The organism is Vibrio lentus, assembly GCF_030409755.1.
Taxonomy (GTDB): Bacteria; Pseudomonadota; Gammaproteobacteria; order Enterobacterales; family Vibrionaceae; genus Vibrio; species Vibrio lentus.
In genome coordinates this window covers 1,625,181-1,641,081 of sequence record NZ_JAUFQE010000001.1, presented here as the reverse complement: position 1 = coordinate 1,641,081, position 15,901 = coordinate 1,625,181, and the positions used below count along the sequence as shown (strand labels likewise).

The following is a 15,901-nucleotide window of genomic DNA, read 5'->3' as shown; positions in this document are numbered from 1 at the left end:
ATGAGCAACGAGGGAAAACAACGTGGAAGCAGAACTCAGCGGCAATAAATATCTTGCTACCGAACAACATATTAAGGCTCAGATTGATAAAGGGCTTTTTCATCCAGACGATCGCCTTCCCTCAATTCGTCAACTAAGCGAACAGCTTGGCGTGAGCAAGAACACCGTGATTCGCGCCTATCAAGAATTGGAAGCGACAGGCTGGGTGTACTCGGTTCCCAAGTCGGGTTATCGCGTCAAAGCACCGAACACCACAAGTTGGGATGCGCCCAGCCAGCCTCAAAAAGTCGACCTCTTGTCTGTCACCAAATCTGTACTCTCTCGTCCGAAAGGTCGCTTGAAGCTACTTGCTGGTTCTGCACACCCGAACATCAACAATCCTGCGATTCGTAGCTTGTACGCTGAAATCGGTCGCCATAGTCGTTTGCAAACTCAGTTGCCCGGTTATTACCAACTTCCCCCCGGCGACGAACAATTAGTAAAGCAATTGTTAAAGATCACCCATGATCTAGGTGTTCCCGCGGGATCGAAAGAGATTGCGATTACTCACGGTGCTCAACAGGCAATCAGTTTGGCTTTACGTGCACTCACCAAACCGGGTGACATCGTGGCCGTAGAGTCACCGTGTTACTTCGGTAATTTACTTTTACTCGAATCACTTGGTTTACAAGCCCTAGAAATACCAAGCAGTGTTAGTCACGGAATCGATATTCCATCACTACAGAGTGCGTTGGACAAATGGGAAGTGAAGACTCTACTTCTGACGCCAAATTTTACCAATCCAACCGGCTCACGGATGCCATTGGCTAATCGAAAGGCGTTACTGGAGATCACAGGATCTTTGCCGATTATCGAAGACGATGTATTCGGTAGCTTGGCATTCGATACACCAATCGCGAGCCTCAAAGAGCTTGATGATCAAGATAGAGTCATCTACGTCAACTCACTGTCTAAAACCTTAGACTCACGCTTGCGAATCGGTTGGTTACTGTCGGGGCGCTATCAACCCTTAGTCGAGAAGTATCTACTATGCGACAACATGGGCAGTTCCAACCTGATGCAATCAGCGGTTGGGCAATTTCTCACAACGGGCAAATACCGCAGTCATTTATCCAAGATGAAACGGCTCTATCAAACCAATCAAAAACAGTTTCAAAGCCTGTTAATACAAGCTCTGGATAGCTACCCGCACCTTGTTGGTCGCTACCATTTGTCAAAGCCGGAAGGCTCATTTCTCAACTGGATAACACTGCCAGAATCGGTCGACAGCTATGCCGTCTATCAAGATTGCTTGAAACACAAATTAGGCATCTTACCCGGCACAGTATTTGGCACACACGACCAATACAAACACTGCTTGCGTTTCACCGTAGCAAACATAGAAGAGAGCAAAGAGTGGAAAGAAGGCGTGGTGATGTTGGCTCGGATAATCGCCAAACATACGTGCTAAATATCGCTAGACCTAGCTAAACTCATAGAATTGGCGTTAACAAGCTTTGACCTTATTAACATTTTCAACAGCAAAGATTCGCTACACTCGCAGCCTTTCTATGCCTAGCGGAGTTCGACGTGGCAACTATCAAAGATGTAGCAGCACTTGCCGGAGTTTCAACAGCAACCGTTTCACGAGTAATGAACCGTACCTGCTATGTCGAACCTATCACGTTGGAGCGCGTAGAACGTGCAATCAAAGAACTCAATTACCACCGAGATGCACGTGCCACGGCTTTAGCAAGTCGAAGTAGCAACACGTTAGGCTTATTGACGGGCAACTTAGCTGACCCTTTCTTTGCGCTTGTTGCCAAGAGCGTTGAAGAAGTCGCGAGAACAAACGGATACCAGCTGGTTGTGGTGAGTGGCGGGCACAATGCTCAGCGAGAGAAAGAAGGCCTCGACTTCCTAATCAGCCAAGGCTGTGAGGCAATGGTGATTCACTCGAAAATGCTCGATGATGTGACCTTACTTCGCTACTCCTCTCAACTGCCAGCAATGGTGCTACTCAATCGCACTATTGCTCAGATATCAAATCGCTCAGTGTGGGTAGACAACAAACTCGGATCTCAAGTCTCGGTGCAACATTTGATTGCACTCGGACATCGAAAAATTGCCTATGTCTCGAGCGACCTTCCAATCCAAGATAGAACAGACCGTTTGCAAGGCTACCAAGAAGCCATGAAAGCGGCCAATATCGAAATAAAATCAAACTGGATCATCAACCAAAACTTTAGTGAATCAGGTGGTGAAGCGGCAGGTGATATCTTGGTAAACCAATGCCCAGAGGTCACAGCCGCCGTCACCTTTAATGATGTTATGGCAGCCGGATTAATGACGAGCTTACAAGATCAAGGTATCTCGGTTCCCAACGATATTTCAGTCATCGGTTTTGATGATGTTTTACTCGCTCGCTACCTTTACCCTCGGTTAACCACCATGCACAATCCTATCGACGAGATGTCGACTTATGCGGCTAACCTTGCCATTAAACTTAAAGCCGCAGGATACGCGCCTCCCAAACAACATAAATTCGAAGCGACACTGGTTGAAAGGCAGACAGTTAAGTCAATCAAGCACTAAAATGAGACAAAATGTGACCAAAATCTCATGTACACACCTCATGTAACCGCTTACATGAAAACAGTATTGAAGTCGCACTTTCGATTTCAGAGCACGCTTATTATCCATTCCGAACAAACCCTACATTCACCTGAGGACAACAAATATGAATAACTCAAAGCCTCTACCATCGTTCGGATTAGCATTAGCACCTATAGCCGTTATGTTTGCGCTGCTTGCTATTGGATACGGTGTTTTAGGACTTCGCATTGAAGTTCTGCTACTCATTTCCGCGGCTTTCACAGCATGCATTGCTTGGAAGATGGGCTACAACTGGGATGACATCATCAACGCAATTGTTGAGAAACTCGCAAAAGCGATGCCTGTTATTTTGATATTGGTTTCAGTGGGCGGCCTTATCGCGAGCTGGATGATCAGTGGCACCATCCCTTACATGGTTTACTGGGGACTTAAAGTCATCAGTGCTGAATACATACTCATTGCTGCCTTTTTTGTTACTTCTGTTGTCTCTGTATGTACTGGTACTTCTTGGGGATCTGCGGGTACCGTTGGTGTTGCACTGATGGGTGTTGCGGCAGGTTTAGATGTATCACTGGCTGCTGCTGCCGGCGCCGTTGTTTCTGGCGCATATTTTGGCGATAAGATCTCGCCTCTTTCAGACTCAACCAACTTTGCACCTGTCGTTTCAGGCACTACCTTATACGAACACATTCAACACATGCTTTACACAACGCTACCGGGCTTTGTGATTGCTTCTGTTGTCTTTTTCTTCGCAGGCCAAAGTGCCGATATCAGCACGGTTGGCGAGCCAGAAAAAGTGACTCAAATTCTTGCTGGGCTAGATAGCCTTTATAACTTCAACATTCTTCTGATTATCCCACCAGTAATGATTCTTTGGGGTGCATTAACCAAAAAGCCTGTTCTGCCACTGATGCTAGGTGCGTCTGCCCTTGCGATTGTATTAGGTATGGTTCTACAAGGTTTCTCTCTACAACAAGGTTTCCAAGCTTATGTCGACGGCTTCAATGTCGCTCTGTTTGAAGCGAAAGGTACAGCGATTGACGGCCTAATCCCTGATGTATCTAAGCTGCTAAACCGTGGTGGTTTGTTCTCAATGATGAGCACCATCCTATTGGTTTTCTGTGCGTTCTCTTTTGCAGGTGTTTTAAGCCTAACCGGTGCATTGAATGTGGTACTAGGTCGTTTCTTACATATGATTCACTCAACAGGACAGCTTATCGCATCAACAGTGATCGCGACGATTACCGTAGTTTTCACGACATCAGATGGCAAACTCGCACTTCTTATTCCAGGTGAATTGTTCCAAAACGCTTACCGTAAAATGGGGCTAGATACTAAAAACCTATCAAGAACCATCGAAGACGCAGGCACGATTATTGAGCCACTGGTTCCTTGGACAGCTGCGGGTATTTACATGGCAAGCACACTAGGTGTAGCGACGCTAGATTACCTACCTTGGGCAATCCAATGTTACACCGGTGTCGTTTTCGCTCTGATTTATGGCTTCACTGGGTTTGGTATTGCACGTGCAAAACCAGAACAGTCAGAAGACTCCGCAGAAACTTCTCTAGCTCACAGCACTAAGTAAGGCTCACATCCTATGAATTCTTTCGACAATACGATTAACCGCCGAAATACAGGGTCGGTAAAGTGGGACTTTATGGAGCAGAAGCTAGGATTGGAAGGATCTGACTTGCTGCCAATGTGGGTATCAGACTACGATTTCCAAGCTCCTCAGCAAGTGCTCGACCGTTTAGCTCAAGATATCGCTCATGGTATTTTTGGGTACTCAGAACGTCAGGATGACTATTACCAAGTTGTGATTGATTGGTTTAAAAACCAACATAACACTGAAATAAAAAAAGAGTGGATAACCACGATACATGGTGTGTTACCGGGTATCGCAATGGCGCTGCAAATGCTCACTCAAGAGAATGACCAGATCGTTATTCAAAGCCCAGGCTACGGTTCATTTCGTAAGATCATCGAACTAAATGACCGCAGAGTTTTGAACAACCCGTTGATTGAATCTGATGGTCACTACCAGCTTGATTTTGCTCACTTGGAAGACTGCTTTGCCAGTGGTGCAAAGGCATTGATCTTCTGTAATCCTCACAACCCAACAGGCAGAGCATGGAACGAGCAAGAGATAACGCAAGTTGCAGAGCTGTGTAGAAAACACGATGTATGGCTGATCAGTGATGAAATTTGGAGTGACCTAACGCTAACACCTAATGTATTCCATTCGACGTTAAGCTTGCCAAGTTCGCTAACCGACAAACTTATTGTGGCGACCGCGGCCAGTAAAACGTTTGGTTTGTCATCATTAAGAATCTCAAACTTCATCATTCCAAATTCGGAGTTGAAGGAGCAGTTTGTTCGCCGTTTGGATGCGCATGGCATGGATTGCTTCAACAGCCTATCCATGTCTGCGGCGACCACGGCGTATCAAGAGTGTGAAACTTGGTTGATGGGCTTAAAACACTATCTGCAAGACAACATCGAAACGCTGCATGGATTCTTGAAAGCAGAACTACCTCATATTCGTTTCACTAAACCCGAAGCGACGTATCTTGCATGGCTAAATTGCCGTGCAATGAAACTAAGCGATGCAGAGCTTGAGCAACAACTCATTGCAGCCGGTATTGTACCGAGTATGGGTTGTGCCTTTGGCGAAGAAGGTTCAGGGTTTATTCGATTGAATCTAGGGTGCCCTGCAGAAGTATTAGCAGACGCTTTGGTACGACTAAAAGTAGCATTAGCTGTAGATAAGTAAGTAACTAGAAAACGTCATCCACTCCAAACAACAAAGCCCCACTCAACTGAGCGGGGCTTTCATCATTCTTACTATTTACTTATTTAAAGGTAAATTAACCTTGCCAAGCAAACTGTTCGAACACCTTGTCTACTGGCGTTTCAGCAACACGGTTTACATAGTTACTGATCACTTTCTGAGACAGGCCAAGAATCACTTCTAACACTTGTTGTTGACCATAACCCGCCTCAAAGAATGCTGTCATTTCACTTTCAGACACATTGCCACGTTTACGAACCATGCTTAGCGTGAAGTCGTGCAGTGCTTGCAACTTCTCAGTTGGCATGGCTGTGCGATTACGCAGTGCTTCAGTGATCGCAGGATCAACCTTCATTGAGTGCGCAATGCCAGTGTGTGCAGGTACGCAGTAGTGACACTCATGTTCAACGTTAATGGTTTGCCAAACAACGGTAAGCTCCTCGGCATCAAAAGATGAGTCACTAAACGCCTGATGAAGCTGAGTGTAAGCCTTAAGTGTGTTTGGAGATTCAGCCAACACACCGAAAAGACCCGGTACTCTGCCCATCTGCTTTTTAGCACCTTCAAGAATAGGTTGGCTTTTCTCTGGCGCTGATTCTACTGAATGAATTTTGAAGTTGCTCATTGTTTTATCCCTAGCAATTTATGATTCTAAAGTTATTCAATCACGGAGCAATTAATGACTGTTCTCCGTTGGTGTGAAAACAATATAGATCAAACTAGAACGATCGTTCAAGTGTTATTTTGAACAATCGTTCAAACTTCAGATTAGAACCTTTCTAATATCTTTTGCTCATAACAAAAAAGCCCAACAGGCAACACCTGATGGGCTTTCTCGATTTCTCAATTTTTATTGCAAGCGGTTACCAGTATTCTGCGTAAGCCAAACCTTCAACACAACTCGACTGTTGACTCGCCACTTTAATCTCACTGCCAATCAATGATTGAGCTAGCCAACCATGTGGGTAGCTCAACTCAAATGGCGCTGGGATTTGTTCGACAGTGATTGGTTCAAAGCCGACTTTTGAATAGTAGCTAGGATCACCATACGTCACTGCAAGCTCAACACCTTGCTCTTTTAGAGTCTGTAAGCCGAAGTTAATCAGCTGTTGGCCAATACCGCGCTTTTGAACCTGAGTGCTCACCGCGACTGGTGAGAGCAAATACGCCTTGGTTTCATCGTTAAATGAAAGCGGAGTAAAAATAATCGCACCCACAATCGTGCTGTCAGATTCAATAGAATCATCTTCCGCAACAAAGCAAAGTAGCTCTGTTGGATCTGTGGTCGTTAAAAGATCGTTCGCAAGCTTACCTACTGTTTTACCCTCGTTCTCGCCTTCTGAATCGGTAAAGGTTTGAGTAAAAAGTTGAGTGATCGCTTCGATCTCGCTTGAATCATGTTGTCTAAATTTCATAGTGTTCTTCACTTACTGTACTTTCTTCAACACAAAAAAGTGATAATCAAAATCACGCTTAGCTGAGCCTTGAGAACCTTCGAAAGATTCGCTCTTAAGCCTGCTGTTATTGAAGAATTGTTTAATTTCATTGTCGCAATCTGCGAGCGCTTTTGAGTTTGGCACCGTCGCTTTCAAAGACTCGACTTGCTTTTGCAAAGGCTGATAATAGGCAAGCCAGCCTTCATCGCTCATCGTAAAGTCACCCAAAATTTGGTAACCCGCTGCCTTCGCATGCTTGATACGCTCAGCGACCGTGGTCATATCTGGGTACTCTTTCTGCCAGAACGCTTTGATTGATTCACTTGGCTTCTCGGTGTTCCAGACCAAATCATTCATAACCAAGATGCCATCATCGGTAAGTAGCTTCCGCCACTGCTTAAGTGCCTTCTGGACACCCATAATGTAAGCGCTACCTTCTGACCAGATTAGGTCGAACGACTTAGCTTCAAACGGTAAATCGATCATGCTTGCGCACACGGTTTGAACATTACTTTCTAAGCCAGATGCTTGCGCTTGCTGAGTTAGAATATCCAAACTCGGTTGATCATTGTCGACCGCAATAATGTGTACATCAGTTTGGTGCTTTTTGATGGCTTTCGCTAACACATTGGTTGCGATGCCTTTACCACAACCAATCTCGAGTACGCGCTTAGGTGAAATCGGAACTTGTGCTAATGCTGCTAAGGTATCTTCAGCCGTTCCCGGCCCTAATCGTTCTAACCCTTCGAAGATAGCGCCAAAATCCGCCATGTATTGATCATGTTCATTCATGTCTTTCGATAACCACTTCAATCGCAGCGCTTGTTTCTCATCAAAACCCTGCTTAATTAACCAATCGAGGTGTGCATCTGGCGCAAGCTTATCCATCGACTCATGCCACTCTTCTAGACCACCTTCGCCCAGCATTGCGGCTAATAGATCTCGTGAACGCTGCTTTTGTATTAGCTCTTCATCCAACTGCTTAAGGCGATTTTCCAACAGGCTGCGTTCTATCTTGGCATCTAAACAGGCTTGGCACTCTTTGAGTGTTAAACCGCCCGCTTGCAGTTGTTGTAACAACCGAACACGTTGCAGATCCTTTTCAGAATACAGACGATAACCATTACTCTGGCGTTGAGCTTCAATCAAACCTAGCTTGCCGTAATACAACAATGTCGAGCGACTCAGCCCAACTAAATCGGCCAGTTCAGAGATACGATACATGCACTTCCCCTCTCATTTCGGTAGCAAAGATAAACTATGAAGCTGTAGTCAGGTCAACGGCCCATTAAACATTTTTCTTATCCTGTCCTTGTTGAGCTTCAAATTGGTAAAGCTCTCTGAGCGTGTCTTTTAACCATAGAACGATGGGGTTGTAAGCATTGCGTTTGTGCCAAATCATGGTGAACGGGATCAGTAGCTTTTTGATATGTTCTTCATCTAAAGGGATAGGTAAACAGGTAAGATTAGGGTGAAGTTGTTCTACGTAACGTCGACAGTAATTCGGCGCAACAGTAGTCATGGTGTGGTTTGACTGAGCTGTCATAAATAATGACTGCTCGAAGCCAGCTAAAGTCAGTACGATATTTCGGTCTAGTTGTAGGTCAGTAAGCACTTCATCTAATGCCCATGTTTCGCTTTTCTCCCACACAATATTGATGTGAGGGTATTTAAGGAAAGCCTCAAGATTCCACTCTTCTTGTAGCGCTGGATGGTCTTTTCTTAGATACACGACTGGTAAGTCGTGGAACAGAACTTCAAAATCGATGAAATATGGCAGAGCGTCTAGAGATTCTTTCGAACGCGGGTGGCTTTCTCGCCCAGAAAACCCAATGTCAGATTCCCCACGAACAATGGCATCAATCGAGTCATAATCCCAATTACGCATTTTGATTTTTGCGTCTGGGTAGCGTTGATACACGCTTTGCGTCAGCTCATTGAGCATAATTAGCGACAGAGGAGATTCTGCCTCGAGATTCAAACGCAGATCTTTTGGGGCATCGTCGCCACGAGTCGTCAATATTTGGCTACCGATCTGCAACCAATCTTGAAGATCTTTTACCATGCTCAGCGCAAGTGGTGTTGGCGTTAAACCTCTTGGTGTCTTTACAAATAAAGGATCATCAAACCAGTCTCGAAGTTTAGTAAGTGATTTGCTCACCGTTGAAGGCGTGACGTTGAGCTTTTTGGCAGCTTTCGAAACACTCTTCTCTTGCAACAGCAATTGCAGAGTGAACAACAGGTTCAGATCAAGACGGGCTAGTGGCTTCTTCATAATCACTTTTAACTTGGCAAGGACCTACCCATAGTATTAGAGCAATACTGATAACTCCACCAGCAGCCAATATAAATACCAACATATTCAATGCACTTAGCCCGATAACGCCCATCAACCAGATAAACAATGCCGACGTGCACACCTGAGAAACGCCCAGTATCGAACTTGCCACGCCTGCTCTTTGTGAATAGCAACTCAACGCTTGGCTCATCGCAACACCAAAACCTAACGAGAAACCACCACACACAAAAGCAAAGCCTAGCAGGGTTACATAATGGCCTAATCCGCCATAAATCGACGCAAACAACAAAATGGCCGCCATAACGAAGCACGCTTGTGAAGTCAGCATGAGGTTCTTTTGTTTAAACACATTCAAAGCAAACGGAGCAGAGAAGGAAACCAACATGCTCACCAAAGCGGTGAGTGCCATGGTGTAAGAATACTGACCTCGGTCGAAGCCAAGCTCTGTCATGATCAGCATTGGAGACACATTCACGTAAGTCAAAATCGCCGTCACACCTAAGCTGGTCATAATCACACGGCTTATAAACAGCGGGTCTTTGAACGTTTCGGTTGAAGTTGATTGAGATGTCTCAGGTAAGGAAGCTTTTACTAACACCGACTCTGTAGCCTTAGGTTTAGTCTCTTTTAACACGAGCACCGACAACACACACACCACCACTCCCATGCTAGCCATTGTCGTGAACAAACTCGGCCACGGGTAAACCGTCATTATTAAGTGGCCAATCACAGGCGCAAGTACTGGTACGATGCAGGTAATACCATTCATCATCGACAACACCTTAGCGCGTTTTTGATCGTCTAACACATCTCGCAATATGGCGAATGCCACCACGTAACAAGACCCCGCGCCAACACCTTGGAAAAAACGCACCGCAAGAAACGGCTCCGCACTGGTCACGATTCCGCCTAACATCGAAGAGATCGCAAAGACAATTGCACCGAAAATCGCGACAGGTTTTCTGCCTACACTGTCGGCAAATTTACCCGCAAACAACATCGTAGTTGCCATGCCCGCGAGATAGATGGAGAACGCGACATGAAGCTGCGCCTCAGAGGCATTTAAGTCCGCTGCGATTTGAGGTAAGCCAACCAGATACAAATCAATGGCTGTTGGATACAAGAGAACGAGCGCAAAACTACAAAACAGAAAACGATACATAACACCCCCACATAATTGGTGTGAGGATAATAAGAGCGAAACGCCAAACTACCGAGTGGCATCTACGACAACGGATCTTTCCATTTACGACAAACCATTAGTATGTGGAAAAGGCGATAGACAAGAATTAACGAAATAAGCAAGGTTTTGACTCAATTCGGATGAAATTAAGACACCGATTTATCAGCTATAAACCGCAGACCATTAAGCAGCGAACAATTTCCAAAAGTTATCAGAACGATAAATAAAATCACCACATGAATACTTAAATTGACCACTCATATCCACAATAAATCCATACTTAAATTTTTTAGAAAAATTCAAAAATTATTAGAATTTAACCCCTAACTTTGCTGAGTAATTTGTTAGTCTTGGCAACAAATATTTACAATCCAACTAAAAATTAATTGGATACCTCGAGGTTGTTTTCTTGAATATGAAATTATTCGGCAGTTCTTTGATTCTTTCAGGAACTGCATTAGGGGCTGGTATGCTTGCCATTCCCATGGTGTTGGCCCAATTTGGCTTCATGATCAGCTCAGTGCTGATGCTACTTATCTTTATCGGCACCACTTACTCTGCACTCCTACTGGCAGAAGCGTGTACCAAAACTAAAGACAACAGTGGCATGAGCAGTGTTGCTTACCTAACTCTAGGCAGCAAAGGTAAACACTTTATCAATGCACTCTTTTACCTGCTGCTGGTCTGCATGCTGATCGCTTATATCTTGGGTGTTGGCGACATCATTCATAAGCTATTGCTCGATGTGGGAATAGACATCTCTGCATCCGTTGCTTATACCGTTTTCAGCCTATTGATGGGTGTGATTGTGGTGGCGGGTAAATCGTATATCGACAAATTGAATCGCGGTTTATTCATCATGATGGTGGTGATGCTGTTTATCGTTATCGCCTCTTTATTTAGCAATATTCGCCTTGATTACCTGACTCAAGCCAGCAAATACACGGCTAATGATGTAGTACAGTACAGCGCAGTTATCTTTACCAGTTTTGCCTCTATGGTAGTTATCCCGTCACTGGTTATCTACAACCGAGAAGCGACTCAAAAACAGATCCGCAATATGATTCTGCTGGGCTCGGTGATTCCACTAATCTGCTACCTAACTTGGTTGTTTGCGATTATCGGTAACCTTGGCACAGACGCTATCAGCCAGTTCCATAACATTTCAGAACTGATCTCAGCGTTTAGCGGCCAATCTTCTTGGTTGAAAGTCGTGATTGCGCTGTTCTCAGCATTGGCACTGGTAACCTCTTTCCTTGGTGTGTCCATGGCGCTGTATGACCAAAACAAAGACGCTGTTACCAATAACAAACTATTGGCTTACGCTCTAACCTTTGTTTTGCCTTTGGTACTCGCTGAACTGTTCGCAAGCCAGTTCGTGAGCATGCTAGATTATGCGGGCATGGTATTGGTGTTCTTAGCTATCTGGGGGCCTCTGGCGATGGTAGTTAAGGTTCGTAGACCTGATTTCCCTCACCTACAAACCGAAGGCAGCTACACAGCAGCTGGTGGCGATACGGCATTGATGGCAACATTCGGTTTTGGCGCGTTGATTTTTATCTCTTGGTTTATGGGGTAGAGCCCAATTGAATAGACTATCTGTTGCCATTTAGAAGGCAGCAGATACAAGAAGCCCGTTAGTCCGATTATTACCAGCCGGACTAACGGGCTTTTTTACTTTCTGATTACCATGGCCAAAACTAAAAGTGCTTACTTGGTCAAATTGCCAAGCAACTGCTCACACTGTGCTTTTAGCGATTTAAGCTCATCTTCATTCATCTTAGAAAGACAAAGCATTTCTACTGGCACGGTTTGCGCTTGCTCTTTGAGCTCTACCCCTGCAGGCGTCAGTGTAATAACTCGTACTCGTTCATCTTCAGCACTGCGAGTTCTAAGCACGTAACCTTTCGTTTCCAAGCGCTTGAGTAAAGGCGTCAACGTACCTGAATCCAAATGCGTTTTTGCGCCTAGGGCTTTGACATTTATCTCTTTTTCGTCCCACAGCACCATCATCACAATGTACTGCAAGTAAGTAAGGTCAAGCGCGTTCAGTAAAGGTTGATACGCTCTACTCATTGCATTCGATGCACTATACAGCGCAAAACACACCTGATTATCCAGTTTTAGATAGTCATCTTGGTCGCTCATGATCACCTCACCAATAAATTAAATTGTGCACAATATACTTGCGCGCTCGAATTTTATCAATTAAGCTAGCTTTAAAATTAAATTGCACGCAATATAGTTTCGCACAATTCAAATAAGGACTAAGACAATGACAACACTCTACACAACTTCTGCTACAGCTACTGCAGGTCGTAACGGCCAAGTTTCTACTGATGACAACCTGCTTTCAGTAGCGTTGAGCTACCCTAAAGAAATGGGCGGAACAGGTGAAGCGACAAACCCTGAGCAACTGTTTGCTGCGGGTTACTCTGCGTGTTTCTCAAATGCTCTACTTCATGTAGCTAAAGAGATGAAAATCAAAATCGCATCGGCGCCAACGACTGCAACAGTCGGTATCGGACCAAATGAAAACGGCGGCTTTGCTTTAACTGTTGCTCTATCGATTGAACTGGATCTAGAGCAAGAACAAGCTGTGACGCTTGTGAAAACGGCGCACCAAGTTTGCCCTTACTCAAATGCTGTTCGCGGTAACATAGATGTGAAATTGTCGATTAACGGACAAGCGCTTTAGTCTCAAAGTTAAACCAGAAAGATACGCTTATAGAGATGTCAGTATACGTCTAAAATTGAGCCTTATTCCTAAGTTACTTTGCTTTGAGCGAGTAACTTAGGAATTGTTCATAGGCAAATAGCGAACAAGCTTTACCAAAAAAATCGATACTCAAATACCGTAACGCCAGATTGGCAGACACGAAAATAGATATCGATATATTGCGATATCTTAGTTTCAAGGGTATATTTCACTTAAATCAGAAATAGCAGTCAAACACCATGTCAGACGTGAACGAAATTTTAAAATCCATCAACAACCCTGTACGCCGAGATATTCTTCATTGGCTTAAGTCGCCTCAAGAGCACTTTAACCTAGAGAAACAACTCGTTGATACTGATGTTGAGGGGGTATGCGTTAGCATTATTCAGGAGAAGAGTGGCTTATCTCAATCTACTGTTTCTTCTTACCTCTCGAACCTACAGCGTGCAAAGTTAGTGACATCAAAACGCATTGGCTCGTGGACTTACTACAAGCGTAATGACGAATACATCGAGAAATTCCTAAAAGCGCTGTCTGATTCCCTATAGTTGAAAAGAACAAAAATCAACAGAACAACAGTTAGATAGCACGATGAAAACTGGATGGATTCACGCCATCCTTTATGACGAATATCATTTATTAAAAATTAACATATCGAGATTTTTAGATATCTAGTTATCGAGCTATTTAATAATAATGATGATGATGCAGATACTAAAAATGCAGCGGAGCCGACAAACATGAGCAAGTCCATTCAATCCTTTGACCCAAGTAACGGTGAACTCCTTGGCGAGGTAAACCAAACTTCAGCTGAAGAAGTCACTCAAACCATTCACAAAGCAAAAGCTGCGCAAAAAGCATGGCGTCAACTCTCAATGAACGAGCGAGTGCGGATCATTCTCAAAGCCTATCAACAACTTGATAAGTACGAAGAATCCCTCTCACAGTTACTTGCTCGTGAAATGGGTAAAGACATTCGTCGCGCGACCGGAGAAGCAACCGGTGCAATCTACATGGGTCAGCACTATGCAGAGGATGCTCAACGTGCACTCAACACACGAAAATTGTCCGGTTCAACAGAACTTCAATACCGCCCACTAGGTGTTGTCGGAGTTATATCTCCTTGGAACTACCCTGTGATGATGGCAAACAACCTCATTGTGCCAGCTCTGGTCGCGGGCAATAGCGTGATTCTAAAACCTTCAGAAGAGACACCTCTCATCGCTGAAGCATTCTTTGGTGAACTGCAAAAGCACTTACCAGAGAATGTCTTGACTGTGATGCAAGGCGATAGTGAAACAGGCAAAGCATTAGTTGAAGGCGACATCCAAATGATCGCGTTCACTGGCTCAAAAGCAACAGGCCAAGACATCATGAGACGTGCCGCGAGCAAGGTAAAACGCTTGGTCATGGAGTTAGGTGGCAAAGACCCAATGATTGTAATGCGTGATGCCAACCTAGAACAGGCCGCTCGCTTTGCCGTCGCGGGCAGCTTTGAGAACTCAGGGCAAATGTGTACTTCGATTGAACGTATTTATGTTGATGATCGTATCGCAGAAAAATTTGAACAACGTGTCACCGAGATCGCCAACATGTACCAGATTGGCCCGTGGGATATGCCGAACGTCAATATCGGACCAATCATCAACGCGACACAACACGCTAAGATTGTCGACCAGCTAGAAGACGCGCAACAGAAAGGAGCCACTTTTCTTTTAGGCAGTTCTGAGCAGCCCGAGCGTTATATCCGCCCTACGGTTATCACCGGAATGACAGCAGAAATGAAGCTGGAAACAGAAGAAACCTTTGGTCCGGTTGTTGCTATCAGTCGTTACTCAAACATTGATGATGCGATTGAGCGCGCTAATGACAGCGAGTACGGGTTGGGTGCCGTGGTATTCGGAAACCAAGGCGTCAATGACGTTGCTGACGAACTTGATGCTGGCATGGTTGGCATTAATCAAGGACAAGGCGGCAGTGGTGATGCTCCATGGGTGGGTGCGAAACAGAGTGGCCTTGGTTACCACGGCTCGGTTGACGGACACCGTCAGTTTGCACAAGTAAAAGTGGTTTCAAGATAGAGGTTGATGATGAATAACAAAGAAAATTTTTATGTCGTTCGACGCGAGTCTGGTACTCAGCGCAGTGACCTTCCCGTTTGGGCACCAAAGTCCGCAAACCCATTTGCACTTGATAAGAACGTTAACGCGGTATCACGCGCTGAAGTAAACAATGTACCGGGAGCTTTTCAGTTACTCGATGTGCTACTCCCTGAAGAAGTTCAGCGCATACTAGATGGAGCCAATCAACTTGGCTTTACGGAAGATGCGGCCGTTTCTCTACCAAGAGAAGTTCGCCACAATCAGAATCTCAACTTGATCGCAGATACTGAAACGCTCGACGTAATTTGGAAGCGTTGCCAAGATCATTTCGTCGATAAGTACAATCACTTTGCTGGTGTAAAGCCTTTGGGTATTAACGGTCGTTTTCGCTTCTATCGTTACGATGAAGGGGATTTCTTTAAGATGCACACTGATGGGTCGTGGCCCGGCAGTCAGGTGGTTAATGAACAGCTAGTCGATGACGCGTATGGTGACCGTTGGAGCATGTATACCTTCTTGATTCTATTGAGTGATGACTTCGTTGGTGGCGAAACCCAATTTATGGTTAACCGTAATGACCCGAGTAAGCCTGCTCGTCGTCAAGGGCATCATCAGGAGAACGCGAATATAGAATCGGTTAGAACACCAAGCGGCAGCGTGCTTTGTTTTCCTCACGGTACGCACCCCGCCCATTGTATTCACGGTTCTGCGCCGATACTTTCTGGGACGAAATACATTATTCGCACAGACGTACTATTCGAGCTCTAAGCGAT

General features: G+C 44.9%; 15 protein-coding genes. 9 read left to right on the top strand and 6 right to left on the bottom strand.

Going from position 1 to position 15,901, the window contains the following annotated elements:
* Nucleotides 1-22 precede the first annotated feature (22 nt).
* The 4 genes from QWZ07_RS06905 (at nucleotide 23) to QWZ07_RS06890 (ending at nucleotide 5,371) form a co-directional block, all read left to right on the top strand.
* Complete coding sequence (locus QWZ07_RS06905) at nucleotides 23-1,450, top strand: aminotransferase-like domain-containing protein (protein WP_192852507.1); 1,428 nt, start codon at nucleotides 23-25, stop codon at nucleotides 1,448-1,450.
* Nucleotides 1,451-1,569: 119 nt separating this feature from the next.
* Nucleotides 1,570-2,574 carry a LacI family DNA-binding transcriptional regulator gene (locus QWZ07_RS06900; RefSeq protein WP_192852506.1) on the top strand — a complete coding sequence of 335 codons (1,005 nt, stop codon included), beginning with the start codon at nucleotides 1,570-1,572 and terminating at the stop codon, nucleotides 2,572-2,574.
* Nucleotides 2,575-2,719: 145 nt separating this feature from the next.
* Nucleotides 2,720-4,183 carry a Na+/H+ antiporter NhaC gene (gene nhaC, locus QWZ07_RS06895; protein WP_192852505.1) on the top strand — a complete coding sequence of 488 codons (1,464 nt, stop codon included), beginning with the start codon at nucleotides 2,720-2,722 and terminating at the stop codon, nucleotides 4,181-4,183.
* Nucleotides 4,184-4,195: 12 nt separating this feature from the next.
* A complete protein-coding gene (locus QWZ07_RS06890) occupies nucleotides 4,196-5,371 on the top strand; it encodes a MalY/PatB family protein (protein WP_192852504.1) in 1,176 nt (391 codons plus the stop codon).
* 94 nt (nucleotides 5,372-5,465) lie between these two features.
* On the opposite strand, the gene QWZ07_RS06885 is transcribed toward QWZ07_RS06890, so the two are convergent.
* The 5 genes from QWZ07_RS06885 to QWZ07_RS06865 all read right to left on the bottom strand — a co-directional run bounded on the left by QWZ07_RS06885 (nucleotide 5,466) and on the right by QWZ07_RS06865 (nucleotide 10,286).
* A complete protein-coding gene (locus QWZ07_RS06885; protein WP_192852503.1) occupies nucleotides 5,466-6,014 on the bottom strand; it encodes a carboxymuconolactone decarboxylase family protein in 549 nt (182 codons plus the stop codon).
* 238 nt (nucleotides 6,015-6,252) lie between these two features.
* Nucleotides 6,253-6,816: a GNAT family N-acetyltransferase gene (locus QWZ07_RS06880; RefSeq protein ID WP_192852502.1), complete on the bottom strand. Its 564-nt coding sequence runs from the start codon at nucleotides 6,814-6,816 to the stop codon at nucleotides 6,253-6,255.
* Nucleotides 6,817-8,049, bottom strand: a complete 1,233-nt coding sequence (locus tag QWZ07_RS06875) for a MerR family transcriptional regulator (protein ID WP_192852501.1) — start codon at nucleotides 8,047-8,049, stop codon at nucleotides 6,817-6,819.
* A gap of 64 nt (nucleotides 8,050-8,113) precedes the next feature.
* On the bottom strand, nucleotides 8,114-9,100 hold the full coding sequence (yidZ, locus tag QWZ07_RS06870; protein ID WP_192852500.1) for an HTH-type transcriptional regulator YidZ: 987 nt from the start codon (nucleotides 9,098-9,100) through the stop codon (nucleotides 8,114-8,116).
* Nucleotides 9,075-10,286, bottom strand: a complete 1,212-nt coding sequence (locus QWZ07_RS06865) for an MFS transporter (protein WP_192852499.1) — start codon at nucleotides 10,284-10,286, stop codon at nucleotides 9,075-9,077. The genes yidZ and QWZ07_RS06865 overlap by 26 nt, the downstream gene beginning before the upstream one ends.
* A 436-nt stretch (nucleotides 10,287-10,722) precedes the next feature.
* On the opposite strand from QWZ07_RS06865, the gene QWZ07_RS06860 reads away from it, so the two are divergent.
* The gene (locus QWZ07_RS06860; protein WP_192852513.1) at nucleotides 10,723-11,886 is read left to right on the top strand and encodes an amino acid permease; all 1,164 of its coding nucleotides are present in this window, start codon (nucleotides 10,723-10,725) and stop codon (nucleotides 11,884-11,886) included.
* A gap of 131 nt (nucleotides 11,887-12,017) precedes the next feature.
* Here the strand turns inward: QWZ07_RS06860 and ohrR are convergent, their stop codons facing one another.
* A complete protein-coding gene (gene ohrR / locus QWZ07_RS06855) occupies nucleotides 12,018-12,455 on the bottom strand; it encodes a transcriptional regulator OhrR (protein ID WP_192852498.1) in 438 nt (145 codons plus the stop codon).
* A gap of 127 nt (nucleotides 12,456-12,582) precedes the next feature.
* On the opposite strand from ohrR, the gene ohr reads away from it, so the two are divergent.
* The 4 genes from ohr to QWZ07_RS06835 all read left to right on the top strand — a co-directional run bounded on the left by ohr (nucleotide 12,583) and on the right by QWZ07_RS06835 (nucleotide 15,896).
* Nucleotides 12,583-13,005 (top strand): organic hydroperoxide reductase Ohr, encoded by a 423-nt coding sequence (gene ohr / locus QWZ07_RS06850; protein WP_192852497.1) that lies wholly within the window; start codon nucleotides 12,583-12,585, stop codon nucleotides 13,003-13,005.
* A gap of 260 nt (nucleotides 13,006-13,265) precedes the next feature.
* Nucleotides 13,266-13,574 (top strand): ArsR/SmtB family transcription factor, encoded by a 309-nt coding sequence (locus QWZ07_RS06845; RefSeq protein ID WP_004732945.1) that lies wholly within the window; start codon nucleotides 13,266-13,268, stop codon nucleotides 13,572-13,574.
* 192 nt (nucleotides 13,575-13,766) lie between these two features.
* Complete coding sequence (locus QWZ07_RS06840) at nucleotides 13,767-15,107, top strand: aldehyde dehydrogenase family protein (protein WP_192852496.1); 1,341 nt, start codon at nucleotides 13,767-13,769, stop codon at nucleotides 15,105-15,107.
* A gap of 9 nt (nucleotides 15,108-15,116) precedes the next feature.
* A complete protein-coding gene (locus QWZ07_RS06835; RefSeq protein ID WP_122056139.1) occupies nucleotides 15,117-15,896 on the top strand; it encodes a 2OG-Fe(II) oxygenase family protein in 780 nt (259 codons plus the stop codon).
* Nucleotides 15,897-15,901: the final 5 nt, after the last annotated feature.

Coding starts and splice junctions, on each gene's coding strand:
- nhaC (WP_192852505.1), top strand. CDS start 2,720: ATGAATAACTCAAAGCCTCTACCATCGTTCGGATTAGCATTAGCACCT.
- QWZ07_RS06890 (WP_192852504.1), top strand. CDS start 4,196: ATGAATTCTTTCGACAATACGATTAACCGCCGAAATACAGGGTCGGTA.
- QWZ07_RS06885 (WP_192852503.1), bottom strand. CDS start 6,014: ATGAGCAACTTCAAAATTCATTCAGTAGAATCAGCGCCAGAGAAAAGC.
- QWZ07_RS06875 (WP_192852501.1), bottom strand. CDS start 8,049: ATGTATCGTATCTCTGAACTGGCCGATTTAGTTGGGCTGAGTCGCTCG.
- yidZ (WP_192852500.1), bottom strand. CDS start 9,100: ATGAAGAAGCCACTAGCCCGTCTTGATCTGAACCTGTTGTTCACTCTG.
- QWZ07_RS06865 (WP_192852499.1), bottom strand. CDS start 10,286: ATGTATCGTTTTCTGTTTTGTAGTTTTGCGCTCGTTCTCTTGTATCCA.
- QWZ07_RS06860 (WP_192852513.1), top strand. CDS start 10,723: ATGAAATTATTCGGCAGTTCTTTGATTCTTTCAGGAACTGCATTAGGG.
- ohrR (WP_192852498.1), bottom strand. CDS start 12,455: ATGAGCGACCAAGATGACTATCTAAAACTGGATAATCAGGTGTGTTTT.
- ohr (WP_192852497.1), top strand. CDS start 12,583: ATGACAACACTCTACACAACTTCTGCTACAGCTACTGCAGGTCGTAAC.
- QWZ07_RS06845 (WP_004732945.1), top strand. CDS start 13,266: ATGTCAGACGTGAACGAAATTTTAAAATCCATCAACAACCCTGTACGC.
- QWZ07_RS06840 (WP_192852496.1), top strand. CDS start 13,767: ATGAGCAAGTCCATTCAATCCTTTGACCCAAGTAACGGTGAACTCCTT.
- QWZ07_RS06835 (WP_122056139.1), top strand. CDS start 15,117: ATGAATAACAAAGAAAATTTTTATGTCGTTCGACGCGAGTCTGGTACT.